This window comes from Chryseobacterium phocaeense, from assembly GCF_900169075.1.
In the GTDB taxonomy this organism is placed as follows: Bacteria; Bacteroidota; Bacteroidia; order Flavobacteriales; family Weeksellaceae; genus Chryseobacterium; species Chryseobacterium phocaeense.
Map to the genome: position 1 here is coordinate 667,022 of NZ_LT827015.1, position 26,660 is coordinate 693,681.

Annotated in this window: 23 protein-coding genes, 1 tRNA gene and 1 pseudogene; 7 read left to right on the forward strand and 18 right to left on the reverse strand. The window is 39.8% G+C overall.

What is annotated here, in order from left to right:
- Positions 1–59: 59 nt before the first annotated feature.
- The 7 genes from B7E04_RS09805 to B7E04_RS09835 form a co-directional block, all read right to left on the reverse strand.
- On the reverse strand, positions 60–2,126 hold the full coding sequence (locus B7E04_RS09805; protein ID WP_080778484.1) for a M13 family metallopeptidase: 2,067 nt from the start codon (positions 2,124–2,126) through the stop codon (positions 60–62).
- 42 nt (positions 2,127–2,168) lie between these two features.
- Positions 2,169–4,583 carry a TonB-dependent receptor gene (locus B7E04_RS09810; RefSeq protein WP_080778485.1) on the reverse strand — a complete coding sequence of 805 codons (2,415 nt, stop codon included), beginning with the start codon at positions 4,581–4,583 and terminating at the stop codon, positions 2,169–2,171.
- Positions 4,584–4,588: 5 nt separating this feature from the next.
- The gene (locus B7E04_RS09815) at positions 4,589–5,029 is read right to left on the reverse strand and encodes a MarR family winged helix-turn-helix transcriptional regulator (RefSeq protein ID WP_080778486.1); all 441 of its coding nucleotides are present in this window, start codon (positions 5,027–5,029) and stop codon (positions 4,589–4,591) included.
- 244 nt (positions 5,030–5,273) lie between these two features.
- On the reverse strand, positions 5,274–8,441 hold the full coding sequence (locus tag B7E04_RS09820) for an ABC transporter permease/M1 family aminopeptidase (RefSeq protein ID WP_080778487.1): 3,168 nt from the start codon (positions 8,439–8,441) through the stop codon (positions 5,274–5,276).
- Between the two features lie 2 nt (positions 8,442–8,443).
- Positions 8,444–9,316: an ABC transporter ATP-binding protein gene (locus tag B7E04_RS09825; protein WP_080778488.1), complete on the reverse strand. Its 873-nt coding sequence runs from the start codon at positions 9,314–9,316 to the stop codon at positions 8,444–8,446.
- Positions 9,317–9,527: 211 nt separating this feature from the next.
- Positions 9,528–9,731: a helix-turn-helix domain-containing protein gene (locus B7E04_RS09830; RefSeq protein WP_080778489.1), complete on the reverse strand. Its 204-nt coding sequence runs from the start codon at positions 9,729–9,731 to the stop codon at positions 9,528–9,530.
- Between the two features lies 1 nt (position 9,732).
- Positions 9,733–10,248 carry a DUF2975 domain-containing protein gene (locus tag B7E04_RS09835; protein ID WP_080778490.1) on the reverse strand — a complete coding sequence of 172 codons (516 nt, stop codon included), beginning with the start codon at positions 10,246–10,248 and terminating at the stop codon, positions 9,733–9,735.
- A 154-nt stretch (positions 10,249–10,402) separates the two neighbouring features.
- On the opposite strand from B7E04_RS09835, the gene B7E04_RS09840 reads away from it, so the two are divergent.
- Positions 10,403–10,747, forward strand: coding sequence for a TfoX/Sxy family protein (locus B7E04_RS09840; RefSeq protein ID WP_080778491.1), 345 nt, complete (start codon positions 10,403–10,405; stop codon positions 10,745–10,747).
- A gap of 46 nt (positions 10,748–10,793) precedes the next feature.
- On the opposite strand, the gene B7E04_RS09845 is transcribed toward B7E04_RS09840, so the two are convergent.
- From B7E04_RS09845 to B7E04_RS09870, 6 genes and pseudogenes are all read right to left on the reverse strand, one after another.
- The gene (locus B7E04_RS09845) at positions 10,794–11,852 is read right to left on the reverse strand and encodes a nucleotidyltransferase domain-containing protein (RefSeq protein ID WP_080778492.1); all 1,059 of its coding nucleotides are present in this window, start codon (positions 11,850–11,852) and stop codon (positions 10,794–10,796) included.
- Positions 11,849–12,472 carry a putative polyvalent protein kinase domain-containing protein gene (locus tag B7E04_RS09850; protein ID WP_080778493.1) on the reverse strand — a complete coding sequence of 208 codons (624 nt, stop codon included), beginning with the start codon at positions 12,470–12,472 and terminating at the stop codon, positions 11,849–11,851. The genes B7E04_RS09845 and B7E04_RS09850 overlap by 4 nt, the downstream gene beginning before the upstream one ends.
- Before the next feature lie 52 nt (positions 12,473–12,524).
- On the reverse strand, positions 12,525–13,901 hold the full coding sequence (locus tag B7E04_RS09855) for a TROVE domain-containing protein (RefSeq protein ID WP_080778494.1): 1,377 nt from the start codon (positions 13,899–13,901) through the stop codon (positions 12,525–12,527).
- 105 nt (positions 13,902–14,006) lie between these two features.
- Positions 14,007–14,136, reverse strand: a tRNA-OTHER gene (locus B7E04_RS22150).
- Positions 14,137–14,380: 244 nt separating this feature from the next.
- Positions 14,381–15,013 carry a hypothetical protein gene (locus B7E04_RS09865; RefSeq protein ID WP_080778496.1) on the reverse strand — a complete coding sequence of 211 codons (633 nt, stop codon included), beginning with the start codon at positions 15,011–15,013 and terminating at the stop codon, positions 14,381–14,383.
- 24 nt (positions 15,014–15,037) lie between these two features.
- Positions 15,038–15,786 (reverse strand): annotated as a pseudogene (locus B7E04_RS09870) (nucleotidyltransferase domain-containing protein).
- A gap of 226 nt (positions 15,787–16,012) precedes the next feature.
- Here B7E04_RS09870 and cobT point away from each other — a divergent pair.
- Genes cobT through cobC form a run of 3 tightly spaced genes read left to right on the forward strand, consistent with a single transcriptional unit; the run spans position 16,013 to position 18,372 of the window.
- Positions 16,013–17,050, forward strand: a complete 1,038-nt coding sequence (gene cobT / locus B7E04_RS09875) for a nicotinate-nucleotide--dimethylbenzimidazole phosphoribosyltransferase (RefSeq protein ID WP_228439887.1) — start codon at positions 16,013–16,015, stop codon at positions 17,048–17,050.
- Positions 17,051–17,833: an adenosylcobinamide-GDP ribazoletransferase gene (locus B7E04_RS09880; RefSeq protein WP_228439889.1), complete on the forward strand. Its 783-nt coding sequence runs from the start codon at positions 17,051–17,053 to the stop codon at positions 17,831–17,833.
- Positions 17,818–18,372, forward strand: a complete 555-nt coding sequence (gene cobC / locus B7E04_RS09885; RefSeq protein WP_080778498.1) for an alpha-ribazole phosphatase — start codon at positions 17,818–17,820, stop codon at positions 18,370–18,372. Before B7E04_RS09880 ends, cobC begins: the two co-directional genes overlap by 16 nt.
- Positions 18,373–18,504: 132 nt before the next feature.
- Here the strand turns inward: cobC and B7E04_RS22155 are convergent, their stop codons facing one another.
- The 3 genes from B7E04_RS22155 to B7E04_RS09895 form a co-directional block, all read right to left on the reverse strand.
- Complete coding sequence (locus B7E04_RS22155; protein WP_165439432.1) at positions 18,505–18,642, reverse strand: hypothetical protein; 138 nt, start codon at positions 18,640–18,642, stop codon at positions 18,505–18,507.
- Between the two features lie 90 nt (positions 18,643–18,732).
- Entirely contained in the window at positions 18,733–19,749 is a 1,017-nt protein-coding gene (locus tag B7E04_RS09890) for a helix-turn-helix transcriptional regulator (RefSeq protein WP_080778499.1), read from the reverse strand.
- A gap of 168 nt (positions 19,750–19,917) precedes the next feature.
- Entirely contained in the window at positions 19,918–20,250 is a 333-nt protein-coding gene (locus tag B7E04_RS09895) for a HopJ type III effector protein (protein ID WP_080778500.1), read from the reverse strand.
- A gap of 758 nt (positions 20,251–21,008) precedes the next feature.
- Between B7E04_RS09895 and B7E04_RS22660 the strand changes: the two genes are divergently transcribed.
- On the forward strand, positions 21,009–21,809 hold the full coding sequence (locus B7E04_RS22660) for an RtcB family protein (protein ID WP_394334773.1): 801 nt from the start codon (positions 21,009–21,011) through the stop codon (positions 21,807–21,809).
- 76 nt (positions 21,810–21,885) lie between these two features.
- Here B7E04_RS22660 and B7E04_RS09905 read toward each other — a convergent pair whose 3' ends face one another.
- A complete protein-coding gene (locus tag B7E04_RS09905; protein ID WP_080778501.1) occupies positions 21,886–23,070 on the reverse strand; it encodes a DUF1501 domain-containing protein in 1,185 nt (394 codons plus the stop codon).
- A gap of 180 nt (positions 23,071–23,250) precedes the next feature.
- Positions 23,251–24,630, reverse strand: a complete 1,380-nt coding sequence (locus B7E04_RS09910) for a DUF1800 domain-containing protein (protein ID WP_080778502.1) — start codon at positions 24,628–24,630, stop codon at positions 23,251–23,253.
- A gap of 229 nt (positions 24,631–24,859) precedes the next feature.
- On the opposite strand from B7E04_RS09910, the gene B7E04_RS09915 reads away from it, so the two are divergent.
- The gene (locus B7E04_RS09915) at positions 24,860–25,423 is read left to right on the forward strand and encodes a hypothetical protein (protein ID WP_062652726.1); all 564 of its coding nucleotides are present in this window, start codon (positions 24,860–24,862) and stop codon (positions 25,421–25,423) included.
- Positions 25,424–25,538: 115 nt separating this feature from the next.
- Entirely contained in the window at positions 25,539–26,588 is a 1,050-nt protein-coding gene (locus B7E04_RS09920) for a glucokinase (RefSeq protein ID WP_080780642.1), read from the forward strand.
- Positions 26,589–26,660: the final 72 nt, after the last annotated feature.

Below are 26,660 nucleotides of genomic sequence, written 5' to 3' on the forward strand. Positions count from 1 at the left end.
TCTTCGCAATGACAGTGAATAAAAGCCCGCTGGAAAACTCCGGCGGGCTATTTATTAATTTACCAGATTTTCACTCGTTCTTCCGGTTTTTTATAAAGGTTATCTCCTTCTTTAAGATCAAAAGCTTTGTAAAACGCTTCCGTATTCACCAGAGGTCCGAAAGCCCTATACATTCCCGGCGTATGCTCGTCCGTCTTGATCTGATTGATTAAAGCTGGTTCCGTATAAAGCGTTCTCCACACTGTTGCCCAGCTCAGAAAGAACCTCTGATCCTGTGTATAGCCGCTGATCTTTGCGGTCTGGCCTTTGTCTTTCAGATACATTTGCAAAGCATCATACGCAATATTTACACCTCCGAGATCGGCAATGTTTTCCCCATTGGTAAAGGTTCCGTTCACGAAAGTACCTTTTACAGGCTCATATTTATCGTATTGGGCGGCAAGGGCTTTGGTAGCTTTTTCAAAATTGGCCTTGTCTTCAGGGGTCCACCAGTCTACCAGGTTTCCTTCCGCATCAAACTGAGCTCCGGAATCATCAAATCCATGGGTGATTTCATGGCCTATTACCGCCCCAATACCACCGAAATTAATGGCAGGATCAGCTTTAGGATTGAAGAATGGCGGCTGAAGAATTGCTGCAGGGAATACGATTTCGTTGTTTTGCGGGTTGTAGTAGGCATTTACGGTTTGCGGGGACATCGTCCATCTGGATTTATCTACAGGCTTCCCTATTTTATCAAGGGCTTCCTGGTATTTCCATTCAGAAATGTTCTGAAGATTTTTGTAAAGGTTTCCGCCTTGTGCTTCCGACAGGATATTCAGTTTGGAATAATCTTTCCATTTATCCGGATAAGCTACTTTTACAGTGAATTTATTCAGCTTGGTTAGCGCTTTTTCCTTTGTGGTAGAGGACATCCAGGACAGGTTACTGATATGCTGCGCAAAACTTTTCTTTAAATAATCAATCAGCTCTACCATCTGTGCTTTAGCTTCCGCCGGAAAGTATTTTTCAACATATAATTTTCCGAAAGCCTCACCCAGGCTGCCATTGATCAGTTCATACCCCCGTTTGTTCAAAGCTCTTTGTTCTTTTTGACCACGAAGGTATTTCCCGTAAAAACCGAATTTCATTTCATCCAGCTGCTGCGTAAGAGTTGCTGCGCTTCCGGATAACAGGTTAAATTTCAGATAATCCTTGATCACACGGATATTCTGAGGAACCAGGAAAGTATCCAGGTTTTTGTAGTAATTCAACTCCCCGATAATCACTTTATCGGTTTTTACGCCGACATTTTTCAGGTAGGAAGGAAGGTCTGCATTTTTTACCAGAGCGGAAAGCTCCGCAATGGTTTTCGGGTTGTTCTGAAGATTGATGTCACGGATCTGTTCATTGGTCAGTAACGTTTTTGCAATCGACTTTTCAAAATCAACAATTTTTCCCGCGGCTTCCTCAGAATTTTTATAGCCCAGAACGTTCAGCATGGAGGCTACATATTTTGTATATTCTTTAATGGCTTCCGTATTTTTTTCATTGACTTTCTGATAATAATCGCGGCCCATCCCTAAAACGCCGCCACCAAGATAAACCGCATTCATCTTCGAGTCTGCAAGATCGGCACTCACGCCCCAGCCATAAAAAGGATTGTCTCCCTGTCTTGTGGCTGCTGTAAGATAGTTGTTAAGGTCTGCAACGGTTTTAATGGCATCTATTTTAGAAAGATCTTCCTTTAAAGGGGAGATGCCGTCCTTGTTTCTTTTATCCATATCCATGTAGGTCAGATACAGATTCTGAATCTTTTTTCCTTCGCTTCCATCAGCAAACTTATCTTTTAAAAGCGAATTCAGAATGGAAATGGAATTGTTGTCCGTATTTTCCCTTAGCTGGTCAAAGCTTCCCCATCTTGAACGGTCGGACGGAATTTTTGCTGTTTTCATCCACTTTCCGTTCACAAAATTGTAGAAATCATCCTGCGGACGAACGGACATATCCATAAAAGACATATCCAGCCCGGGATCATTGGTGTTGGAAGTTACCATGGTTGCATTGGGCCCGGATTTCTGGGCTTTTACCTGATTAAAGGCTAATAGAGATGCAATAGCCAGTAGGGTGATGTTAAATTTTTTCATAGCGCTGTTTTTTTATCGTTATTTTATTTATCCTTAATGAAGTTATGCTCCGATTCTCTGTTTCAGGTCTTCGGCGCCGCCTGTTTTTCTTGGCTGTCCGTTTTTAGAGGATCCGAAATTATAGGTGTAGGAAATCGTTGCGACGCGGGAATCTCTTTTTACGACAAAGTTTTCTACATAATTATTGAAAACAGTCTGTGCCTGCGGGTTACTCGTAAAGAAGATGTCATTGAATGCGAATTTCAGAACGCTGTTGTTTTTAAATTTCTTCTGAGCCCCGATGTTCAGATACCAGTTGGGTTTTACATCCATATACGCATAGACCTCTCTAGCCCTGTAATTTCCGGTGAATTCAGCAGTAAAGCCATTTCCTAACTTGAAAGAGTTGATGCTGTTGAGATTAAAAGTGAAATTTCCTTTGTTATTGATCTGCGTTCCCGAAACATTTCCGGTATACGATCCGTAGTAGAAATTCGCACTGTTGTTCATATCCCACCATTTGGTCACCTTCACAGGAGCGATCAGATAGAGCCCGAAGTAGGAGGCAGAATTCAGGTTTTCATTCGTCTGAACCGTAATATTCTCTCCGTTTTCTGTAACGGGTTTAATGACATCGGTAATATTATCCTTCGTTTTGCTGTAACTTAATGTGGCGAAATATTTACTGTTCAAGCTGTAAGTCAGCTCATAATTCATGGTCGTTTGCGGATTCAGGTCAGGATTTCCGGCTCTATACGTAGTTGGATCAAGATAGAATTTAAAAGGATTCAGCTGATTATAGCTCGGCCTGGTAATTCTTCTGCTGAAATTGATTTCCAGGTTATTTTTATCCGTTAAATCGTAGGAAAAGACCGCACTTGGAAACAATTGGGTGTAATTTTTTTTGTTCACCTGGTTGGTGGTTATCTGGGTTCCCGTTACGTTGGTGTTTTCAGCCCTTAAACCGAATGTCGCACTGAATTTCTCCCATTTTTTAGACACATTTCCGTACGCTGCATTGATATTTTCTTCATAAATGAAATGATTCGTTTTATTAGGGTCCAGTTCCGGAGTTCCCGAGCTTGCATTGAAAAATTTCAGGTCATTATCCGCTTTCACGAAGCTTGTTTTGACCCCAGCTTCCAGTTTCCAGCTTTTTTTAAGGCTTTTTGTTAAATCCGATTTTAACGAATAAATATTAAGATTTCCATTAATATCTCCCTGAAGGATGTCCAGGTTATTCAGACTCCCTGATGTGGTATACGTTCTCGTTTCAAAGTTCTGAAGGGAAGTATTGGAATAATTGATATAGTCAAAATCCGTCGTGATTTCCGATCCCAGTGAATCAATCGTGTATTTGTGATTCAGGTTGAATGATAAATTCTTCCAGTGGTCATGGGAGCGGTTTTGTGTCGTAAAACTCCCTGAAGGAAGCCGGTCGCTGCCCAGTATAAGACTTGAATTGTCACCTTTCGGGTCAAATCTGTTGCTTATGAATCCTACGGAAAATCCCAATACATTTTTATCGTTCATGTAATAGTCCATTCCCGTTTTTGCAATATGGTTCCTGAAATTGAATTTCAGAAAGTTATCCTGCAGATAGGCTTTCTCAAATGTATCACCACTGTAGAAATTCCGGTCCAGAACCAGATGGTTATAAAATTCCCTGTAGGCAAAGCTGTAGTTCGCAAAAACGTTTACTTTTTTATTCCTGTGATTAATGCTGAAACTGTTATTGTTTTTGATGAATTTTCCGGTTCCCAGAGCCGTAGAAACACTTCCGTTCGTTCCTTTTCGCTGGTCTTTTTTTAATTTGATATTGATGATCGAAGTTCCCGCTGCGTCATATTTTGAGGACGGATTGGTGATGAACTCTATTTTCTCTACCGTTGATGAAGGAATTCCGCGCAGATAAGCCGCAAGATCGGTTCCCGTCATCGGCGTATTTTTACCGTCGATCTGTACCAGCAGGTTTCCTTTTCCTCTAAGACTGATGTTGTCATTGCTGTCAACATTCACTCCAGGAGCCTTTTCCAGTACCTCGAAAGCGGAGTTTCCCGTGCTGGCAATACTGTTTTCAACATTAAGGATCATTTTCCCGTCCTGGCGTTCTATATAAGGTTTTGTTTTCGTAATCGTTACACCTTCAATGGACTTTACGTTGAGATCAATAGGAGAGAGGGTTTTGTTCTCTGCAATCTGAATATTATCCGAATGATAGACTTCTGTGCCGTTTTTGCTGATCTTTAATTTGTAACTTCCCTCTTTAAGATCGTTGAAAGTAAATTTGCCATTCCGTTCTGCAATTTCTGTTTTGACCAGAACATTTCCGGAATCAAAAAGATTGATTTCCAGCTGTTCGGTTTTGTCAGCATTAATATTCCCCGAGAGGGAAAAATTCTGTATACTCTGTGCCGATAGCAGGCCGCTGAACAGCGCCATGGTCCAGGCCAGTAATAGGAGAAATAGTCTTTCCATAGTGTTTATTTTTTAGTAGTAATACAATTTTCTGATATCTTAAGCAGGGCATTATTCATAATTTCCAGCTCTTCTTTTGAAACATTTTCCAACGCTTTTGTCCTGTTGCCCTCTACAAGTTTCTGTACATCTTTAATGATTTTGATCCCTGATTCCGTTACCTCAAGATTGGTTTTTCTTCGGTCCTCCTGATGAATATGACGGATCACGTATCCGGATTTTACCATCAGGTCAATAATTCTTGTGACGGAAGCATTGTCTTTAAAAACCAGGTCACCAATTTCGTTCTGGGTAATTCCGGGGTTTTCCAGAACGGCTTTGATGATCAGCCACTGATCAATCGTAATGGTAAAGCCATTGGCCTTAAGCTGCCGCTGGGCATAATTCCTGTACGATCTGATCGCTTTATCTATATTGTAGAATATGATTGAATTTAATTTTTCCATGTTGTCGGTATTTTAATTAAAATGATTAATCAATTATTGATATGTCAATTAATTTGTAGCAAGTCTTTTTATTTCGTTACAACTTCATGAAAATATTTTTTTAAAAAGAACAAAAACAGTAATGAGATTCCTTTCAAATAGGAATAGAAAAATCTGCTTTATCTGCCAGATCTGCGAGAAAACATTTATCTCACGCAGATCTGGCAGATAAAGCAGATCTTGATGGATCTTAAGATTCGGTATCTTATAAGGTTTTGAATAAAACGTCAACCTGTTTTCTTGCTGCATCATCAGGGCAGAACCTGTAGAATTCACGGAGCAGATCCATAGAAGAAGGTTTTTTCGGATAAGGATTATTCTGAATAAAATTTTTCAAGGCAGCATTTACTTTTTCTTCTCCGATCAGCTCACTCAGTTTTACCATGGCTACAGCCCCTTTGGAATAGGCAATATGCGGAGCATCTCCCGTTGCTCTGTAGATCGGAACATTTTCGGACAAGCCTTTTTCGTTATCATAGATCTGCTGGTGCATTTTTATTCTGTCCATCATTTCTTCCGGTCCATGCATTTTTTTGTACAGCATCATCTCGGTGTACATGGCGAGTGTTTCGGTAAGCATCACTGCACCTTCTCTGTCATCAGGATCAATCTGGCTGTTGCCCCACCACAGATGGGAAAGTTCGTGTCCTGCAAGCTCATTGATGACATCCTGCTCCTGGTCTGCATGAATATTGGCATGGAAAACCATATCTTCAGGCATAAATACCGCGGACGGATAAGCAGTAGCAGCAAAACCTCTCGTGAAGGATGAAATTTCAGCAAAATTAACGGTTTTGAAAGGGTATTTCCCAAAATTTTCAATACAATAATCCAGTGTGATCTTTGCATTTTCAAGAAGATGATCCACGTTTTCAAAATGTTTCTTATGATAGAAGACATTGACCGGAATTCCTTTATACATTACACTTTTCACTTCATAATCAGCGGAAGAAACGGCAAACCGGAACGGGATGCGTTCAGCCTGATACTGGAAATAGTTCCGTCCTGACTGAGTCCATTTTTTAATAAGATCTCCCGTACCGATGGCTGTTTGGCTGCCTTCCGTGGAAGCAGTCATGTTTAAATTGATAAAATCATTTTCAGTGGTTTCAGGTGCTTCAGGCTTTTTCAAGGTTGCCAGTTTGGGCAGACGGTTATCTTTTCTGATCTTTTCATCCTGGATTTCTTCCCCTTTCTGATATCCGATCACGGGGTAATATCTGCTGATCCTCATAAAAGAACCGTTTTCTATGATCGCGTTGAAAGATTGATGACCGTTGACAGCATACCACTTATAAGAGATTTTAAAGTTCAGATAAGCTGTTCCGTTAGGTTTTAAAGGTTGTTTTAATACAATTTCAGATACATTTTTATTAATCCTAACAGTTTCCGGACCGGATTGAAAGGAAGCAGATTCTATTCTGAGATCAGAATTAAAATTTACCAGCACCTTGTCAATGTTTTGGACTGTAAAATTGGTCAGGACATATTTCCCTGTGATTTCATATGAATTTTCGGAAGGATAAAGCTTAATTTCAGTGGTTACGTCTGAGATCTCCGGCTGGGGAAGACGTTCATATTTTTTAAAATTCTTTTCGTATTGAACTGCTTCTGCAATTGTTTGTTCCTCATTTTTAGGAATATACCCCTTCATAAAGGAAGTTCCGGCAAAAATTCCTGAAACCAATAGAATAAGACATGAAATCATTGAGAACGTATTTCTTTTCTCGGTTTTGATCATTTGGCTGATCATCCATAAAAAGAAAATAATGCCTGTACCCAGCAAAAGTCTTTGCGTAAAAGCTGAAACATAAATGCCATACCCGTTAAAATCACTGTAAGACCCTGTAAAATCCGAGAAGATTCTTAAAGCAGGATAAGGAAGTATCTTAGCAGATACCATACCCGTCAGAAGAAATACTGCCAATACGGAAACGCCCAGCGCAATAAATTTATTTCTGATGTTGTCATTGATCAGCAGGATTAATCCTGAAAATAAAATCAGCGGGAATGTATTGAAAATAAAAACACAGAGATAAGCCTTCCAGTCAATATAAAAATACCGGTAAGCGGCCTGGAACAGAATACCTTCCATAATTAAAATTCCGGTAAAAATTATGAGCAGAAGGCTGATGGAAACGAAATGTCCGGTCAGTTTTGTTTTTGAAAAAAATGTAGTGTTTTCAATCATAGAAAATCCGGAAGAGCGGCTTCTCCAGTAGAGGTCATTGATGAAATAGGCGGCAAGAAGAAACCCAAACAGGGGAAAATTCTCTGAAATGGTTGTGGCCATAAGCCCGGACCCGGTATACTTCTGTGGAAGCCGGATTCCTTTTTCGATCTCGGCATACATTTCCATTCCCACGAAGAAAAGCAGTAAGATGGAAACGGCCGGGATGCTGATGCTTTTGAAAAGATAAAGAAGATCCACCTTGGCAAATGACAGAGTGGCTTTGTAAGAATTTTTTCTACCAAAATCTGATTGTGATACGGTACAACTTAATGCAGATGCTTTTTGATTTTCAGGTTCAAAAAAGGTTTTCCTGATCTTTTTCTTAGAGGTGCTTAAAAAGGAGAACAGCATATAGGTAAGTAAGAGGAAAAAGGCAGAAGCGATCAGGAAAATAATCCTGTTAATCAATACATAACCGGTGAAAGGAATCAGTAACGTATTTTTCTGCTGAACCGAAAATACTTTCGCCTCAAAAAAATAAGACGATAACCCGAACGGATCCAGAATAGCAGAGATCTGCTGGGTTTCTATCGACTGGGGAAGGCCTCCGGCCATAAACGGTGAGTTGGAAAAGACCAGAACCACCATATAAAGTACGTATAGAAGCAGCCCGCCTACCACTACCAGAAGCTTTTTCCTGCTGATCAGTGAAATGAAAAAGAGAAAGCTGCAGACCAGAAAAGAGTTGATGAGTCCGAAAATTAACATTGGATATAAATAATAGCCGATATTAAAATAAGGCTGCATTTCACTTCCTGTCCTCATCATCTGTCCTATAAGAAAACCCAGCATTAAAAATGAAAAACTTAAGGAAGTCTGTAAAAAATAAATGCTGAATTTTCCACTCAGATAAGTCCATTTGTTAAAAGGAAAAGAAAACAGAACCAGATCAAATTTTGAATCCTGGTCTTTGAACAGGAGCTGCACAGCATAAATAACGGAGATAAAAATGATGGAAAGACTTAACATTCCTGTCATAAAACCAATGCTATAGGGTGAGTTCAAAAAGATCCCGTCCCCTGTGGAAAGGTTGAACTGGCTGCCGCAGAAAATGCCTGCGCTTACCAAGAGAATAGCGATAAGATAGGCTGGCCAGTGCTTGGAAATGCGTCCGGCTTCGAATGAAAATATGGCGTTCATAATTAAGGGTTTTGGGTGAGGGTATGGAAGTAAACGTGTTCCAGCAGGGGATTTACCACAGAGAAATCTTCAGGTTTTTCCTCTGAAAATACGGTAATGTGAAGCTCTCTTTCAATCAGATGTCTGCTGATGATTTCATGGCTGGAAGAATAGTTTTCCAGTTCATTTTGGTTAATCGGTCTGGACCAGATTCTGTTTTCCAGTTCTGAAATTAATTCTGCGGGTTTCCCTTGTCTCAGGATCTGTCCCTTATTCATCACTGCCATCTCCGAACACAGGTTCCTGACATCTTCCACCAGATGGGTGGAAAGGATCACAATGACTTCCTGGCTGATGTCATTCAGCAGAGAATTGAAACGGTTTCGTTCTTCGGGATCCAGGCCGGCGGTAGGCTCATCCACGATAATGATCTTTGGATTTCCCAATAAAGCCTGCGCCACCCCGAAACGCTGTTTCATCCCTCCGGAAAAGGTGTGAACTTCTTTTTTCCTGAAATCCGAAAGGTTGACTTTCTCAAGCAGATTCAGGATTTGTTCTTTCCGTTCGGCCCGGCTGTTAATGCCTTTTAATACAGCAATATGTTCCAGAAGATCATAAGCCGATACTTTTGGGTAGACTCCAAAATCCTGCGGAAGAAAGCCCAGATTCTGTTTGATAAAATCCGGATTTTTGGAAACATCTGTTCCATTGAAAACTACAGTTCCGGAAGTGGGTTTCTGAAGTCCAACAATAGTTTTCATGAGTGATGACTTTCCGGCTCCGTTAGGTCCCAGTAAGCCGAACATGCCATTCGATATTTCAAGCGATATGTCCTTAACCGCCTGATAACCATTTTTGTAAATAAGGTTAAGATTGTTAATAGATAAGGTGTTCATATGATAAGTTTAGGTAATAGAAGGACAGGGCAGGCGTTTATGGCTGCTTTAAGAGAGGTTAGATTTCAGATATCAGATATCAGATACAAGACATCAGATATGAGATTTTAGATTGAGGCTAAGGTTGAGATTGAGGTTGAGGTTAGGACTGGGTTTAAAATCATACTTGTATTTTTTCACGCAAACTCCAAAACTCTTTCACTCGCAAACCCTACTCCCGGAATTCCAGGATATCCCCGGGCTGGCATTCCAGGATTTTGCAGATGGCTTCCAGGGTATCGAAACGCACCCCTTTGGCCTTACCGGTCTTTAGAATAGAGAGATTAACGGGAGTGATCCCTAATTTTTCTGCCAATTCTTTACTCTGCATTTTTCGTTTGGCTAGCATGACATCTAAGTTGATTATAATTGGCATTTTAAATAAATAGATCTTGTTCGTTTTGCAAATGTAGCCCTTGCTTAAAGATATTCGCAAGAAACAGACAGAAAATTCCCAACATGAAATGGATAAATACCAATCCCCAGATTATACTTTCCACTTCCACAAAAAAACTGGCCAGAATAACCAGAGGCAGGGGAATGAAAATATTATATCTGTAAAATATCGTAAGCTGACGGATGTGATCCGCTGTAAACAGTTTTTCCTGGAAGAATACCCTGAAAACCAGTGCGGAAAGCCAGAAGAATATTCCGTAGGAAGTTAAAACACTTAAAAAGGAAAAGATAATGTATGGATAATTGTCTTCAATATTCAGGAACGGCTGTTGCGTAAAAGGAAAATTGATGTGTATATACTGCCCGTTCTTGTAAGGTGTGATCCCATATCCCGTTGCCAGGCAGAAAATAGAATAGACTAATGTGATGAGGTAACCTGCCGACAGTATGGAGCAGATGCAGAAGAGGACCCTCGAAATAATTTTGGTTTGGTTCATGGCAATAATGATATTAACTATTGCAAATGTATAATTAATTATCGTAAAACAATAATTAATTTAAATTAAATTTTATTTTTTTAATTCTGATCATGAGAAAAGATACATTATTAAGAGTATTTTGATTACATTTAAATAGTCAAAAAACAATGATATGGCCTACAATATTGAACTGGCAGATAGAGTTCGTGAGCGACTTTCGCAGATTTCAGGTCTTGAAATTACAGAGAAAAAAATGTTCAGCGGATTATCGTTTCTGGTGAATGGTAAAATGTGTATCAACATCAGCCACGACAACCTGATGTGCCGCTATCACCCTGATCTGGAAGAGGAAGTTTCAGAAAAAACAGGTTTTCTTCCCATGATTATGAAAGGAAAACAGCTTAACGGATATTGCTATGTAGAGCCTGCCGGATTTCAAAAACCGGCCGACTTTGAGTACTGGATAAAAATATGCCTGGATTACAACCCGCTAGCCAAAGCCTCAAAGAAAAAGTAATTATCATTTGCACCCTAAACTCAGCCTTTATCATCAGTCTCAACCTTTAACTATACAATCTCTCCCGTATCTCTACTAAAGTCTCTTCCGTCTTTTTCACATCCGGATAATCCGGAAGATCAGAAACAGAATGATAATGTTCTATAGAGGCTATAAGATCTTCTGCTTTTTGCATAAGGTTTTCATAGGACCAGTTTCCAGCTTTGATGTCAAGCAATTCCTCCCTGTTGTCTACCCGGATCTGTAAAGAATTGTTTTTAAAAATATATTCACAGGACTGAAGCAGGCGGATGGTATGCATCATGTTTTTGCTGTCGTAGTTCAGGCCATGCTGCTGATTGACATTGTAACGGTCTTCATTGCGCTCCGCAACCCATTTCCAGTATTCCCTGTAATCTTTGCAGTAGGTAGAGTAGGCATCCAGATTGCAGGAAAGGTAAGCAATGGGACTTTCATTTTTAGGAACAGATGATACGGAAACCTGATTGGCTTCTTCATGCTGGATAATTCCCCTGTAGCCCAGAATGCCAGGTTCATCATAAAAGAGCGCATACATTCCGTGGGTGTTTCCAATGCTGACCAGTCCACATTTTTCCTGGACTTTACTGTTTTCTGTAAGCCATTTCTTCAAGGGAACAGATCCATGATCTTCAAGAATATAGCAGAAATCAAGGATAGATTTTCTTTCTTTTTCTACAGGATTAAGAATTTTTTTATTCAGTCCCTTTGCTTTTTTGATCTGTGAAACAGCATATCCAGCAAAAGTATCTTTACATAATTTGGACAGGAAGTCTTCAGCCCGGAATAAATCCATTGCCGGATCTTTGTGGAGGATGCAGTCTTCAGGACTTGCCAGTATTTCAAGGATATTGGGATTGTTTTTCTGCAGAAGCTCTGTAAACCTTCCGATCTCGTAATAGGTGATATCGTTGGTGTCATTGGAAATCTGCGGAATATAGTTCAGTCCGAAGAATTCCTCTTTAGGCAGATAATACACGCCCCGGATATCCGTATCGGAATTTTCTGTTGCCAGCCCGAAAGCCCGGCTTCCGGAGATGGCCTCGAGGAGGATGAGGTTTTTGTTTTTTAGGTCGTGGATGATCATTGGTAAAATTGTTCAGTAAGATAAAATACAGTATCGATGAAATATAGGTTTCCACCAAATGTAAGGACATTTTCATCATGAAGATCTTCCAATATGATCCCTAATTCATGATGAGAATAGTCATTGTTTCTATGATTGATGAAGCCATTAGATACAAGAAAAAGTCTTACATGTTCTAAGTTGGTTATTTCATCAGATTCTATGAAATCCTGCTCAACTACTGCATATAGGATATCATCCAATTCATAGAAGCCCATAAGTTGATAAGCTGTGTCGGGAAAGAAATAGTTGTTTAATAGAAGATTATTCAGATAGTCCAGCCACTTTTCATAATAAATGGCATCATTAAGCTTTATCACTTTATATTTGTTAAGAAGATAGACTTTCTGTTCTGCTCCTTCAGATACAAAATTGCCAATGTCTATAGTATCAATCCAAAAGTTATTGTGATTGCAATATTGTTTTATGAGCGCTGTTTCTTCACTTTTGATCTGCTTGCCTGTTCTAAGCGTTTCGCCTGAGCCCGGGCTTGTTCTAAGGTAACAGGAGACTTTTTGGATAGCATCTCCAAGCCTAATTTTGCTCTTTCCTGAAATGATATTTTGTAATTCATCCTTCATACATTTATTCAAAGGTACTAATTTTTAAAATAAGAAAAACTCCGGAAAACCATCAGTTTTCCAGAGCTTTAATATAATGGAACACCTTATCGCTCCATCCATTGATTTCAGCCGTCCAGTTTCCGGTTTTTATACCGTGGGTATGGGTTGAAATATCAATGATATAGGATGTTTTATATGGTGTAGTATCCGGTTTTCTGTTCAGTCCGTAATGAGCATCGATATCCTGGCTATCAGAAATAACGACCAATCTTTCGGCATCTTTTGCATAACCATTCTCTTTCAGCCATTCACACAGCTGATACGTAAAAATACCTCCACCGCCCATTTCAGGAACAATTTTGCTGCTGTTACTGAACAGTCCCAAACCTTTGGAACCATTCCAGACCATATGCTTACCCTTTCTATCCGCATCGCTTCCGGCTGTGAATACTAGGATAAGATCTTCAAAAATATACGAACCTGCAGCTGCCATAGCAAAAGCCAGATCCATTCTTGAGAATTTTGAATTGGAGGAAGTTATCCTTCCCATACTTCCGGACACATCAATGGCCAGAATCGTAGTTCCTTTGATTTTTTCCTGCTTGAAACATTTTTCCATGGCTTCATCAATGGCTGCGGTATAATCCGGAGCATTTCTCTGGGCTGCCAGAAAGTTCAACGGAGTAAGCCAGTAGCTGTTCACCTGTGATATGGCCGTTCTTATATTTTCTTTTGAAAGTCCGGCTTCCGTCATATTTCTAAGATTTCTCAGAATGGCCAGAGAACCCAGGCTTTTTTCACCGATCATTCTTTCAAAAGTTGCTTTTTTATCAGCACCTTGAGACAATGCGGTTTCCCAGGTGTTTGCCGGCTTCAGGGTATCTGCTACAAGCCCTTTCAAAGCTGCTTCGTTTTTGGCGGTCGGCTTTGGGTGTACCAGGTTTACAACGTCTACCAGAGACATTTCCATATTACTTTTTCTATATTTTGCGATCTGGTATTCATCGTAATTATCAAACGCTTTACCCAGACCTTTTTTGATTGATTTTGACATTTTATAAGAACCGTTTCTTACCTTCAGCATCTGAAGAACATCAATAGTCATATCCGGTCTGTTGGCGATTTTAGCCAAAGCATCCTTCACTGAAATTTCATGAATTTCACTCGCAAGGATCAGCAGCCAAAGTGGTGTATGCCTTAATTTTTGTTCAAAACGGCATTCCAGAGCCAGTTCAATGATCTTTTCACCCTCTACTTTATAACAAAGGTCTTCAATCTGTTTCATGATCTCGTCCGCAGGCTGGTAATAATTCGATTCAAATAGCATATTAGCCAGAGTAACTCTTCTCAGCAACTCATAATCTGAATATTTTCCTGCTTTATCTGTCAATTTTCCAGCGATGATGCCGGAGTCAAACCCAGTTTTTCTTGTGTTAAATTTTGACATAATTTCTAGTTTTTTTTAATTAATATAAAAAGAAGCGGTTAAAAATTGATTAAGGCTTTTTTGTCTGGAAATCGAAGTAACCTAAATCTCACACCACTTCATTTGGGAGGCTGGCCGGACTCGAACCGGCGACACACGGCGTTAAGGCGAAGTAACTTTATGGATCACACCTGCAAAGCAGATTAAAATAGTATAAAGTGTTTTTACGTTGCTCTACCATCTGAGCTACAGCCTCCTTGTTGTTTGATGATGCAAAGTAAGAAACAAAGTACGCAGTGTTTTTGCGCAGATTTTTTTTAATGAAATAATTTTTAAAAAAAAGTATAAATATTTTTGTAAGTGTATGATATTCAGTTGTGAAAATTTGATATTCAATGTGGTTAAACTTCATTAAATAAAAAGAGCTCCTCTAAAAAGGAACTCAGTTTTATATAAATCTATTTTATAAAGCAAATTTGCTGATCTGCTAATTTGCTTTTTCAAATCTTATTTAATATCCGGTCACTCACCAAACGATAGTGATTCAGAATACGGTAATATATTGTATGTCCCTGATGTTCTATTTTATCATCCATTCCATGATAACAACCACCGGAATATCCCTTTTTGTCACCGGTGAGAATCAGGTATTCCCCGCCTCCGCAATCAGAGGACAGCTCAAGAACAATCATCAGATCATCCTGGTTTCTTCCACGCTCTTCATAACAGACATCAAGGAATGACAGATCCATATGATCTGCACGGAACTTATTTTCTCTGTGTACAAATTCGCATTCTCCGTTCTCCAGTATTTCCTGAAGCAGCTCATAATCGGCTTCGTTTCCAAATGTTTCATCAAATCTGTTGATCACATACCTGACGAAATCTTCTGTATAAAAAATGAGCTCATAATCATCATGATGGCGATCTTCCCAGAAAACCCTGTAATAATAATTGGTTTCGGAAACCTCGTGCCGGGTGAAAAATGTTTTATAGATGTCTGGAATAATCAGTCCAAATTCGTTCCTGAGATATTCACATCTTTCAAGAAAAGGATGAATTGGAACATCCGGTATGGTAACTTTTTCATCCGCCACCGGATCTTTCTTTTTAAAAAAATTAAATACTTTCATAACTTATCATTCATAACTCATAACTCATAGCGTCAATATTTCCCGGAAAACCCGCTCCATTTCTTTTTTGTCGCTTTTCCCTCCTTTTAGACTCTTAGATTTTTCCTCGTTTTCGGCAACTGTTTTCTCTAGGAAACCAAAAAGTTCCCAATCATTTGGGTGATAATAGGATTCTCCCTTGGTCGCTTTAAGAGCAACAAGATCTTCTATCTTTTTTCGGGTATTATCATCCGTTAAGACAAGCAGCTCACTAAATAAAACCGGCGGAACCGTTCCTTTTTCTATGATCCATTTTCCGGTCAGGGCAGTTCTCAGGCAGTAAAAATAACTTTTCAGTTTTACTTCATCACTTCGGCAGGCTTCCAGGTATTTTTTACTCATGCTCAGATAATGGTAGGAAACCGCTACCGGGGAAAAGCTGGCATCCGCCAAAGGCCTGAAAAGTTGCACAAATTTTCTGTTTTCCGCATACACGATTGGAGAATAGAACCAGCTCAATAAAGCCGCATTCGATTTCAGCAGCAGATGAAAAGTCTTACGTAGATCCCATCCGGAACCGTCCAGATCATCCTCAGTCATAAATTCTATGGTTTCGTCCTTATCCCAGGGAGAAAAATACCAATCTTTTTATGCCGGTAGATAAACCTTATATCATAATCGCTGTCGGGAGAGGCAAAACCCCAGGCTCTGCTTCCGGATTCTACTGCCAGAAGGACTTCTACGTTGCGAGTTGCTTCTATTTCTTTTATTTTTTTAAGTATTTTTGGTGTCATTGGTTCAATTTTTATGCAAAGTAAAAGAGGTGGTGCGCAGTGTTTTTGCGTTGCGGTTTTTGAGTTAGAGAGTCTGAGAGTCTGAGAGTCTGAGAGTTTGAGAGTTTTTTTGAGTTTTGTGAAAATAAGTAGTATGGTTTTAAGCTAAAGCTCAGCCTTAGTTTTATAATCAAACTTAACCTTAACCTCAATCTGATCCTTGACTCTCGCTCTAATTTCACTAATATTGCATTTCACTATTAAAACTACCTATACATCAATGCTGGCAGACGAATTACAACACAAAATAGATTTTAAAACAAAACCTTTGGGCGCATTGGGTCATTTGGAGCAACTGGCTCATAAAATCGGAATGGTTCAGAAAACGGCTTCTCCGAAACTCTCCAACCCGCACATGGTGGTTTTTGCTGCGGATCACGGGATTGCGACTTCAGGTGTTAGTGCCTATCCACAGGAAGTTACCTATCAGATGGTCATGAATTTTCTGGATGGAGGTGCTGCCATCAATGTTTTTTGCAGACAGCATGATATTTCCATAAAAATTGTGGATGCCGGTGTGAATCTCGATTTTCCTGAAGGCCTTGAATTGGTTGATAAAAAGGTCAGAAAATCCAGCCGGAATATACTTGAAGAACCTGCAATGACTTCGGAAGAATATCAGAAAGCTTTGGAAAACGGAAGAAAGGTGGTTAGGGATATTGCAAAAACAGGTTGTAATATTATAGGTTTTGGAGAAATGGGAATCGGAAATACGTCTTCGTCTTCCCTGATGATGTGCCGGCTTTTTGATCTTTCACTGATCAGCTGCATCGGACGGGGAACCGGTCTTGATGACGCTCAGTTACTGCATAAGATAAAAATTTTATCAGAATGTGCTGAAAAGTATCCTAATGTGGAAACCGCAGATGAAATTGCACAGACTTTTGGCGGGCTGGAAATAGTCCAGATGATGGGGGCAATGGAAGAAGCTTACCGGGGAAATATGCTGGTCATGGTGGATGGATTCATTGCAAGTATGGCTGCTGCGGCAGTCTGGAAAAAAAATCCTGAGATTCTTGATAACTGTATTTTCTGTCATGTCAGTGATGAAAACGCCCATAAAGAGCTTCTTGAGCTATTGGGACAAAAGGCTTTGCTGAACCTTAATCTTCGTCTCGGGGAAGGAACGGGTTGTGCTTTAGCGTATCCGTTAATTCAAAGTGCGGTTAATTTTCTGAATGAAATGTCAAGTTTTGAAGACGCTCATGTTTCAAATAAAGAATAAATGAAAATAATAAAGAATGAGCTGATCTATTTTGCTACGGCTCTGATGTTTTTCACCCGGATTCCTGTTCCTTTTCCTGTTCCGTATTCCAGTGAAATTATGAACAGGTCGCAGAAATATTTTGCCTGGATCGGGCTGCTGGTAGGACTCTTGAATGCCGGTGTTTTGTATCTTTCCTATCATCTTTTTAATGCTGATATTGCGATTGTACTGATGATGATTTCCAGCGTTCTGCTGACCGGGGCCTTTCATGAGGACGGTTTTACGGATGTCTGCGACAGTTTCGGAGGCGGATACGGAAAGGAGAAGATCCTAACCATTATGAAAGACAGCAGGGTGGGGGCATACGGAGCGGTTGGAATTATATTGCTGTTTGCGTTGAAGTTCCTCAGCATCCGGGCTTTGGGAGAAATAGATTTTATTAAAACACTTGGGATTATTGTTCTGGCTCATTCCTCAAGTCGTTTTATTTCCGGAACCATGATTTACACCCATAGGTACGTTACGGATACTGATGTCAGCAAGTCGAAACCTTTAGCGAATAAACCTTTGGACGCAAAAGCCTTGGTGGTTAGTTTTACGGGTGTTATGGTGTCATTCCTTCTGATTCCCGACTGGCGGCTGATTCTTGCTTTTGTCCTCGCTTATTTGGGGAAAATCTGTATGGGCTGGTATTTTAAAAAGCACATCGGAGGCTATACCGGAGATTGTCTTGGAGCTGTGCAGCAGGTGGCTGAAGTTTTGTTTTACTTAGGAACAATGGTGGTATGGAAATTCATCTGATCCGTCATACAGCAGTTGAAAATCCTGAGAACCTGTGCTATGGTTTTGCAGAGATTCCTTTAAAAAGTGATTTTGAAGAAGATCTTAAAGCCGTTGATCTTGATCGTGATTTTGATCTGGTGGTTTCAAGTCCGTCACAACGCTGTGCGATGCTGGCAGAATATTTTAAGCTGGATTACACAACAGATGAAAGGCTTCGTGAAATGAACTTTGGCGACTGGGAATTGAAAAAATGGACAGCGATTCCGGAAAAAGAAATCAGTCCCTGGTATGATGATTTTGTAAATATAAAAGCTACGGGTGGTGAAAATCTGATTGAAATGAAAGCACGGGTCATGGATTTTTGGAAAGAGCTCACAGCAGCAGAAAAAGCAGATAAAATCCTGATCATTACGCATGCTGGCGTTATACGGCTGGTCGTACAGTCAATTTTAGAATTTCCCCTTGAAAACTTATTTAAGATACAGATCAGTTACGGCAAGAAAGTTATTATTCATTTCAATGAAGGATATTTTTCTTTGGACCAGCTGAACGTATAGTACTATTTGTACGATTAGAAAAATGTCTCTTGTATTCAAATACCTGAAAATTTACCATCAGCAAAAAAAAGAGGCTGTGCAACATTGTGACAGCCTCTTTTCAATAAAATTAAATTCTAACTACTTGTATCTTTAAGCAGTAATCTGCTTTGGTCCTTGTCCCTTATCTTCTTGTTTTTTATCCAGTTTCTGAGATATTTTTTTTACAATATATTCTATTGCGATGGGTGCTATGATGGCAATTAATGCCTTAAATATTCTTGATTTCATAGTTTAACTTTTTGTGTGGGAAATATAATACAATTTCCAAGCCATTTTAGAAATTCTCCTGTTCACAAGGTTTTAGAAAGATAATTGATCTTAATTTTCATCATCAGGAAGGTTCTCATAGTTTTTACACCCCATCTTAAATTTATCCTGCAGCCTTAATCTCAGTTTTCTTGGTTTATGAACGATTAGAGAGTCTCCAAATCCTAGCAGGAGCCTTTCCAGCTCAAAATTAATCTGTACACAGATCTTGAATAAGGTGCCTTCTTCGCTTTCACTGATGATTTCCTGGCTTTTATGGAGCGGTTTTGTTTTAACGTACGGAGCGTTAGGAGCATCCACAAAAAAGACAACATTCCTTGGAACCATCGTATCTGAAACGGTTACACCCACAATGTCCTTAAAATACTCGTCGCCGTCCAGGTCTTTATCAATATAAAGAATGTTTTCCTCCGGACTAATGCTTTCCATCCGGTCTAAAGCCAGATTATACATTTTACCCTTATGCAGGCAGATCAGGAACCAACGGTTATTGAATTCTTTAAGAAGTTGGGGGTGGACTACATAACTACTGGATTCCCGGGCAGTAAAGCTCCGGTAGAGAATGTTCAGTACTTTTTTGCCAGAGATGCTTTCGTAGAGGATATCAATATGTTCAAGCCCTTTGAGCTGCTCGTTTTTATCCAGATGGATGATTGATTTCTGTCCGGTGGAATGGATGGAATCTTCCAGCTTCTGGATAACTCCGTTCATTTCTTTAAACATAGAAAAATCCTTGAACTGTTTCAGGATCTGAACGGCATTATTCATTGCTTTCAGGTCACTTTCATTGACGGAAATATTATGAATGCTGTATTCGGGATCACTGTAGCGGTAGTACTTCCGGTCGTATACTTCGATCGGGGCTTCGTACCCGAATTTTTCACTCCTCATATTCTGGAGATCAAGCTGAACGGTTCTCCGGCTTACGTAAGATTCTTTCCCTTCAAATTCAAAAAGGGCATCGGAACATGCATCAATAAGATCTTCCAGGGTATATTGCCTGTATTTGTTCTTAAGGCATTTGTCTAATGTTTTATAGCGGATGAGAGCATTTTTATTGGATGACATAGGATTTTTTTGGTGCGAAATGGTAAAATGGCAAAGGGGCGAAAAGGCTGAGGAAGCGAAGAAAGCGAAGAAAGTTGAGAAAGCAAAGCAAATAGCAAATAAACAAACAGTGAACAAGCAAATTTGCCATTTTGCGATTTTGCCTCTTCGCCTTCTTCGCTTTCTTCGCTATTTCTCGCTTAACGCTTCTCCTTCGAAAGAAATTCCATCCCATCCGTATTCCATAAAGTTGCGGATGTTCTGATGGTCTGTTCCTTCCGGGTTTTTCAGGACATCATCTCTGTAAAACTCCCCAAAAAGAGGAAGAACCTCTTCTTTTGAAAGATTCTGAAGTTTTGCAAAACTGAAAACCTTACATGAACCATTGTTCTGACCGGCTTCATTCACCGTAGTACCATTTTTAAAAGAAACGGGTGTAAAATTGTAATGTTCATCAATGTAAGCAATCACATCTTTGAATTGAATGGTTTCCGGATCGTTTTTTAATTGTTCTGGCAGCATATTTTTATTTAATTTATTGGTAAAAAGGCCAAATGGCTAAATGGCGAAAAGGCGAATTTGCCTATTTGCGGTTTTGCCTTTTCGCCTCTTCCACAAAAATAATCAAAATAATTTTATCTACGCAAAAATATTGCGCACTTGTGTTGTTACTTTGCATTATCAAAATGAAAAAACAAATGGAATTTAACGGAAATCATTTAATTGAATTAGGATACAGACCAGCGAAATGGTTTAAAGATGCCATTATCCATATTAACGAAAATAATCTGGATGAAGCTCAGATCAAGGAATATCTGGAGCAGTTCATACAACCTGAAATAATTCCGCTTCATGATACTGCAAAAGATTTTATCATCAATATCAGAGCAGAACACGAAAGTGAAAATGATAACGTAGAAAAAGTAATCAACACAATGAAAGTCCTGATGAAAACGCCTACGCTGACTGCAGGAGCTCTGATGCCGGATGCCTGTCCTACAGGACCGGAAGGATATATTCCTGTAGGTGGAGTGGTAGTGGCTGAAAATGCAATCCACCCGGGATTTCATAGCGCTGATATCTGCTGTTCTGTGATGCTGACGGATTTTGGAGATGCAGATCCGAAAGATGTACTGGATGCAGCCCATTCAGTGACGCATTTCGGATATGGAGGAAGACCAAGAGGAGAGCAGATGCCGATGTCCCAGGAGCTGATGGATGCGTTTAGAGAAAACGACTTCTTAAATGATGAAAAACTGATCAGCATTGCCCGTTCTCATATGGGAACCCAGGGAGACGGAAACCATTTCTTATTTGTTGGAAAATCCAAAAACACTGGGAATACCATGCTGGTTACCCATCATGGATCAAGAGCCCCGGGAGCAGCCCTTTATGATAAAGGAATGAAGGTAGCTAATCGTTTCAGACAGGAAATTTCTCCTGAAACATTGAGAGAAAATGCCTGGATTCCGTTTGATACAGATGAAGGTAAGTCCTACTGGGAAGCCCTTCAGCTAATAAGAACGTGGACCAAGGAAAATCATACCAGCATTCATGATGCGGTTTTAAATAAACTGGGAACAGAAAAGCAGGATCGATACTGGAACGAGCATAATTTTGTTTTCAGGGATGATGATCTGTTTTATCATGCAAAAGGAGCCACTCCGCTGGATGATAAATTTATGCCCGATATTACAGGACCGAGATTGATTCCACTGAATATGTCAGAACCCGTTTTAATTGTTCAGGGAAAAACCAATGAGAGAAATCTGGGGTTTGCCCCTCACGGAGCCGGAAGAAATTTCAGCAGAACACAGCATAAAAAATCGCTGGCCCATAAAACGGTTGAAGAAATTTTTGATGAAGAGACCAAAGGACTCGACATCCGTTTCTTCTCCAATGAAATTGATATCTCCGAACTGCCAAGTGCTTATAAAAGTGCTAAAAACGTAAGAGCTCAGATTGAAGAATACGGGCTTTGCGAAGTACTGGATGAGGTGATGCCTTACGGATGTATCATGGCGGGTGATGTGGGGAAAAATGCGCCGTGGAAGAAAAAGAAGAAGTTTAGAAAAGCATAGCTTTTAAGTTTATACGATGTTCAAATCTCATAGGTTTCCAAACCTGTGGGATTTTATTTTATGACGCCGCCTTCAATTAAATAAAATCATAAATCCCGTTTTTCCAGCCCAATACTTTGGAAGAATCCGCTTTAAGCCAGTTTTTCAGAATAGTGGCATATACTTTTCTGAAGTCTTCGGTATAGATAAGATCGCCTTCATTTAAATTCTGCAGATCCGGAAGCGCATTAAGAAGCCCTTTCTTTTTAAGCCCCCCGCTGATAAAAAACATTTGGTTGGCAGTTCCGTGATCAGTTCCGTTGCTGGCATTCTGGGCTACCCGGCGTCCGAACTCTGAGAACGTCATCAGAAGTACATTATTAAAAAGTCCGTTACTTTTCAGATCACTGACAAAAGATTTCACAGCTTCATTGATGTCGGTGAACAGCTTTCTCTGCCGGTCATTCTGGTTGACGTGAGTATCGAAACTTCCCACGGAAAGGTAGTATACCTGTGTATTGATATCCGACCGGATGAGTGAAGCGACGGTTTTAAAATCTTTTCCCAACTGAGAATTAGGGTAGGTCTGGTCTGTTTTTTTAGATTTACTTTTTTCGAAAATGTAATCTGCATTATTAATCGTAGAGCCCAGGGTTTGGTATAAATAAGAAACCGTTTCATCATCATGGTGATGGTCGTACAGGGATTTGAAATACTTTTCCTGGCTGGTTTGGTATAGCCGTTTAGGATCTTTGAAGGCAAAAGCTTTGTTATTTTCTCCTTTCAGTGCCAGGCTCAGCATATCATCCACTTCCAGCGCCTGGGTCGGATGATCGCAACGGTAGCATTCTTCATCCAGAAAACGTCCAAGCCAGCCTGTTTCCAGATACTCGTCGCTGCGGCTTGCAGAATGCCAGATATCCATACTTCTGAAATGTGACTTATCCGGATCGGGATAGCCGACATTGTTCAGCACAGAAAGCTCTCCGTTATCAAAAAGCTCTTTAAAATAAGACAGCGCAGGGTGAATACCGGTTTCATCATTTAAAGCTAAAGAATCTTGAATGGCAATATGGTTTCTTTCTTTAAAATAAATATCATTTTTTGCCGGAATAATGGTATTCAGACCGTCATTTCCACCTGTAAACTGAAGAACTACAAGGATTTTCTGATTCTGTTCCAAAGCTTCATCCAAAGCCATTGCTTTCAGGAAATTGGGCATCATAAAAGATGCGGTTGCCAGTGAGCTTATTTTGAGGAATTCTCTTCTTTTGATTAGCATTTTTTTTAGGTGTTAGGGATTAGGGATTAGGGATAGGGTTTAGGGTTTAGGTTGCAGTACTATACTACATTTTACTTATGCTTGTTATCTTTATAAATGTTTTTATGAAAAATAAAATTGAAGGTTGTAAGCTAAATTGCGACTACGATTACCTGCTACCTGATCCCTGCAACCTACTACCTAGCATAACTGGTATTCCGGTGTAGACATCAGATTAATCATCATCATCTTTATACTTTTATCCGAAAAATTCTTTACCGAATCCATATCAAGACTTTTCGGGTTAAGGATCAGATAATCTTCAGGTTTTTTATGTTCAAAAACTTTTTCCAGCCTGCTCCAGTCTATCGTTATATTGGGATTTTTAAATGATTTGTTTAATGCCGTTTCCCGCGATTTCATTCCCATATCAATATCATCATCCTGCCGCGGACTGTATTCCAATGGGCGCAATCCGGACCAGATCTGTGGGATCTGCAGCCTGAGCATTAATGTTGAACTGTCTATCCATGATCTTCCGCTGGGCCATCCGGCTACATTGGGAGGGTAGAGGAGCATTTGTCCGAGCAGTTTCTGATAAACAATCAGGTTTTCAGGGTTCCGGATATTCATCGGAAGCATCCGCATCATTCCGGCCATCAGCTCGATAGGGGATTTTATCCTGTTGCCAATATTCTTTTTATCATAAAACCATGAACTGGAGAAGATAGTATTCATCAGTTTTTTGATATCATAGCCGGAGTTGTAGAAGTCTGTACTCAGTTGTTCCACAATATTCCGGTCTGTATTTTCATTCACGAAGAACTTATATATTTTTGTCGTGATGAAAGTGGCGGTTGTTTTCTGTTCCAGGATGATGTTCAGAATATCTGTTCCTGTAAAGTTCCCGGTTCTGCCCAGAAACTGTTTACTTCCTTCATCATGCAGGTTTCTCCGCTCCTTAAACTGACCTTCCTTGACATATCCCCAGCCTGTAAATGCTCTGGCGCCTTCCCGGATGTCTTTTTCCGTATAATTTCCCCTGCCCATTGTAAAGAGCTCCATGACCTCGCGGGCAAAATTCTCATTTGGGTGGCCCTTTTTGTTTTGTTGGTTATTCAGAAAGTTCAGCATTGCGGGAGACCGGCTTACTTCAAAAAGCAATTCTTTAAAATTCCCAAGTGCATTTTTTCTGATGACATTGAGAAGCTGTTTGTTGAATTTTGAATTATTGATTCTTGTGGCAAAATGTCCGTGCCAGAAAAAAGCCATTTTTTCCCTCATCTGATCTTTGCTGTTGATCATTTTGTCAAGGAAATTCAGGTTCAGTTCATTATTTTGTTCCCTGATTATCCGCTGCATTTCCTTTCTCTTTTCGGCAGGAGTCCGGGTATCCATCATATTATCCGGGATTTGTGTATCAGGGGTGTCATAGCTTATTTCTGTGAAGTTTTCTTCCTTAAACAAATCACTAAGCAGCACTTTGGTATTTTTATTTTCCAGTTCACTGATCTGGTTGATTCCTAATCCGAAACCGGCGCGCCAGAGAAGATGTTTATGATGTAATAATGAATCGGCCATGTTGCGAGCATTTGTTTTTTTGATATTTAAAAAACGGAAAGGTTAAAAATACTAACGTTTAATGACCGGTATTTATATTTTATGTTAAGATTTAGTTAAACAATCATTTAAATTTAACATATTGATATTCATTATTTTATAAAACCCACGTGTGTTAAAATTGATAAAAAAGCCTCCCTTGGCACGATTTTTACAGACTATTGGAATAGTAAAATTTAAAATTAGAGTTATGAAAATGTTAAAACAAGCAATAGTACTGGCTGGAATCTTAACAGCAGGTATCGCAAGTGCGCAGGACTCAAAGATGAATAATATGATCAAGGTAGGCGCGAATGTTGGTTTAGCAGTTCCTGCAGATAACCTATCCGCAGCTGTAGGAGTAGATGTATCTTACCAGAACCTGATTACTCCGGGATTCGGATTGGGTATTGCAACAGGATATACTCATTATTTCGGAAAGAGCAACAACGGTTTTGATAACAATGATGTAGGAGTAGTTCCTGTAGGAGCTTTGATCAGAATTTATCCTAAACAAACCGGTTTCTATTTTGGAACCGACCTAGGATATGGTTTCCTTGTAGGAGATGATAAAGTAGCAACCAACAGTTCTGTGAACAGACCGGACGGAGGTTTCTATATCAAGCCGGAAATCGGATACCACAACAGAGACTGGAATTTCTTTGTACAGTACCAGAAAGTTTTTGTAGGAGATAAAGGTGATATAGCCGGACAGGACTACAATGTGGGGAATATCGGGGTTGGTTTCGGATATAATATTCCATTAGGAAAGTAGTTAGATTTATATATAAACAATTATTAGCCAAAACCTTTTTATGAAAATGAAAAGGTTTTTTGCTTCCATACAGGATTTACCAAAACTATTGTTATATTTGATAAAATTTGAAGGTATGATTTTGAATCCAAAATTTCCACTTTATTTACCAGGAGTAGAGAACAGTAATAATGATCATGTTAGTATCATTGGGGCAAGCCTCCGTGAAGATATCACCATCTTAGGCTATTTTGTTTCCGGTAACGGAGGTCTTGAGATAAAAATTCAGAATGAATATAGCACTAAAGACTATACTTCTTTTTCTGATATATTGAGAAAATTCATGCAGGATAACCAATTGCAGAATGTACAGCGCCTGGCAATGGCTGTACCGGGACCGGTTATTAATGGGAAAAGCAGCCCGGCAAGACTGGGTTGGGATCTCGATATTGAAGAATATACGCAAGGTTTCGGATTCGAGAAAGGAGATATGCTGAATGACCTTGAAGCTTCTGCCTATGGGATGGCGCTTCTTGAAGACAGCGATCTGGACCCGATCTATACCAGTGGACATCTTGAGAAAGGAAATGTAGCGATCCTGGCTCCGGGGAACGGACTGGGGGAAGCAGGATATTTCTTTGACGGAAAATTCCTCAGACCTTTTGCTACAGAAGGAGGGCATTCGGAATTCTCACCAAGAACGAACGTTGAGGTGGAATTTTACCAGTTCCTGAACAATATCTATGGGATTGTGAGCTGGGAAAATGTACTTTCCAAGACAGGGCTTTTCAACATCTACAGATTCTTAAGAGACGTAAAAAGACATCCGGAACCGGAATGGCTTGCAGAGCGTCTTGCGGGAGGAAACTTCTTAGAAGAAATTTATAAGGCTGCCGTAGAAGAAGATGTGCTGATCTGTAAAATTGCTTTGGATACTTTCCTTGAATTCCTGGCGAGAGAAGCTAACAACCTTGTCCTGAAACTAAAAGCTACCGGAGGACTTCTGATTTCAGGAGATATTCCGCAAACAATCAGAGAATACATTGACAAGGGCAAATTCTATGATAAGTTCAAGATCAGTGATAAGATGGAAGGACTCCTGAAAAGCACGCCGCTCTACCTGATCAAACAGAATCATACGGCTCTGAAAGGGGCTGCGCTTTATACCGCCTACTACCAAAATTAAGATACAGACTCCGGAGCTATCCGGAGTTTTTTTATGGGATGATATTATTCATGAAAATAATTGACTAAATTG

Coding starts and splice junctions, on each gene's coding strand:
- B7E04_RS09865 (WP_080778496.1), bottom strand. CDS start 15,013: ATGAAAGTATTTAATTTTTTTAAAAAGAAAGATCCGGTGGCGGATGAA.
- B7E04_RS09855 (WP_080778494.1), bottom strand. CDS start 13,901: ATGTCAAAATTTAACACAAGAAAAACTGGGTTTGACTCCGGCATCATC.
- B7E04_RS09845 (WP_080778492.1), bottom strand. CDS start 11,852: ATGATCATCCACGACCTAAAAAACAAAAACCTCATCCTCCTCGAGGCC.
- B7E04_RS09835 (WP_080778490.1), bottom strand. CDS start 10,248: ATGAACCAAACCAAAATTATTTCGAGGGTCCTCTTCTGCATCTGCTCC.
- B7E04_RS09905 (WP_080778501.1), bottom strand. CDS start 23,070: ATGCTAATCAAAAGAAGAGAATTCCTCAAAATAAGCTCACTGGCAACC.
- B7E04_RS09895 (WP_080778500.1), bottom strand. CDS start 20,250: ATGCTGCCAGAACAATTAAAAAACGATCCGGAAACCATTCAATTCAAA.
- B7E04_RS09850 (WP_080778493.1), bottom strand. CDS start 12,472: ATGAAGGATGAATTACAAAATATCATTTCAGGAAAGAGCAAAATTAGG.
- B7E04_RS09880 (WP_228439889.1), top strand. CDS start 17,051: ATGAAAATAATAAAGAATGAGCTGATCTATTTTGCTACGGCTCTGATG.
- B7E04_RS09890 (WP_080778499.1), bottom strand. CDS start 19,749: ATGTCATCCAATAAAAATGCTCTCATCCGCTATAAAACATTAGACAAA.
- B7E04_RS09915 (WP_062652726.1), top strand. CDS start 24,860: ATGAAAATGTTAAAACAAGCAATAGTACTGGCTGGAATCTTAACAGCA.
- B7E04_RS09840 (WP_080778491.1), top strand. CDS start 10,403: ATGGCCTACAATATTGAACTGGCAGATAGAGTTCGTGAGCGACTTTCG.
- B7E04_RS09910 (WP_080778502.1), bottom strand. CDS start 24,630: ATGGCCGATTCATTATTACATCATAAACATCTTCTCTGGCGCGCCGGT.
- B7E04_RS09830 (WP_080778489.1), bottom strand. CDS start 9,731: ATGCCAATTATAATCAACTTAGATGTCATGCTAGCCAAACGAAAAATG.
- cobC (WP_080778498.1), top strand. CDS start 17,818: ATGGAAATTCATCTGATCCGTCATACAGCAGTTGAAAATCCTGAGAAC.
- B7E04_RS09815 (WP_080778486.1), bottom strand. CDS start 5,029: ATGGAAAAATTAAATTCAATCATATTCTACAATATAGATAAAGCGATC.
- B7E04_RS09805 (WP_080778484.1), bottom strand. CDS start 2,126: ATGAAAAAATTTAACATCACCCTACTGGCTATTGCATCTCTATTAGCC.
- B7E04_RS09820 (WP_080778487.1), bottom strand. CDS start 8,441: ATGAACGCCATATTTTCATTCGAAGCCGGACGCATTTCCAAGCACTGG.
- B7E04_RS09825 (WP_080778488.1), bottom strand. CDS start 9,316: ATGAACACCTTATCTATTAACAATCTTAACCTTATTTACAAAAATGGT.
- B7E04_RS09920 (WP_080780642.1), top strand. CDS start 25,539: ATGATTTTGAATCCAAAATTTCCACTTTATTTACCAGGAGTAGAGAAC.
- B7E04_RS22660 (WP_394334773.1), top strand. CDS start 21,009: ATGGGAACCCAGGGAGACGGAAACCATTTCTTATTTGTTGGAAAATCC.
- B7E04_RS22155 (WP_165439432.1), bottom strand. CDS start 18,642: ATGAAATCAAGAATATTTAAGGCATTAATTGCCATCATAGCACCCATC.
- B7E04_RS09810 (WP_080778485.1), bottom strand. CDS start 4,583: ATGGAAAGACTATTTCTCCTATTACTGGCCTGGACCATGGCGCTGTTC.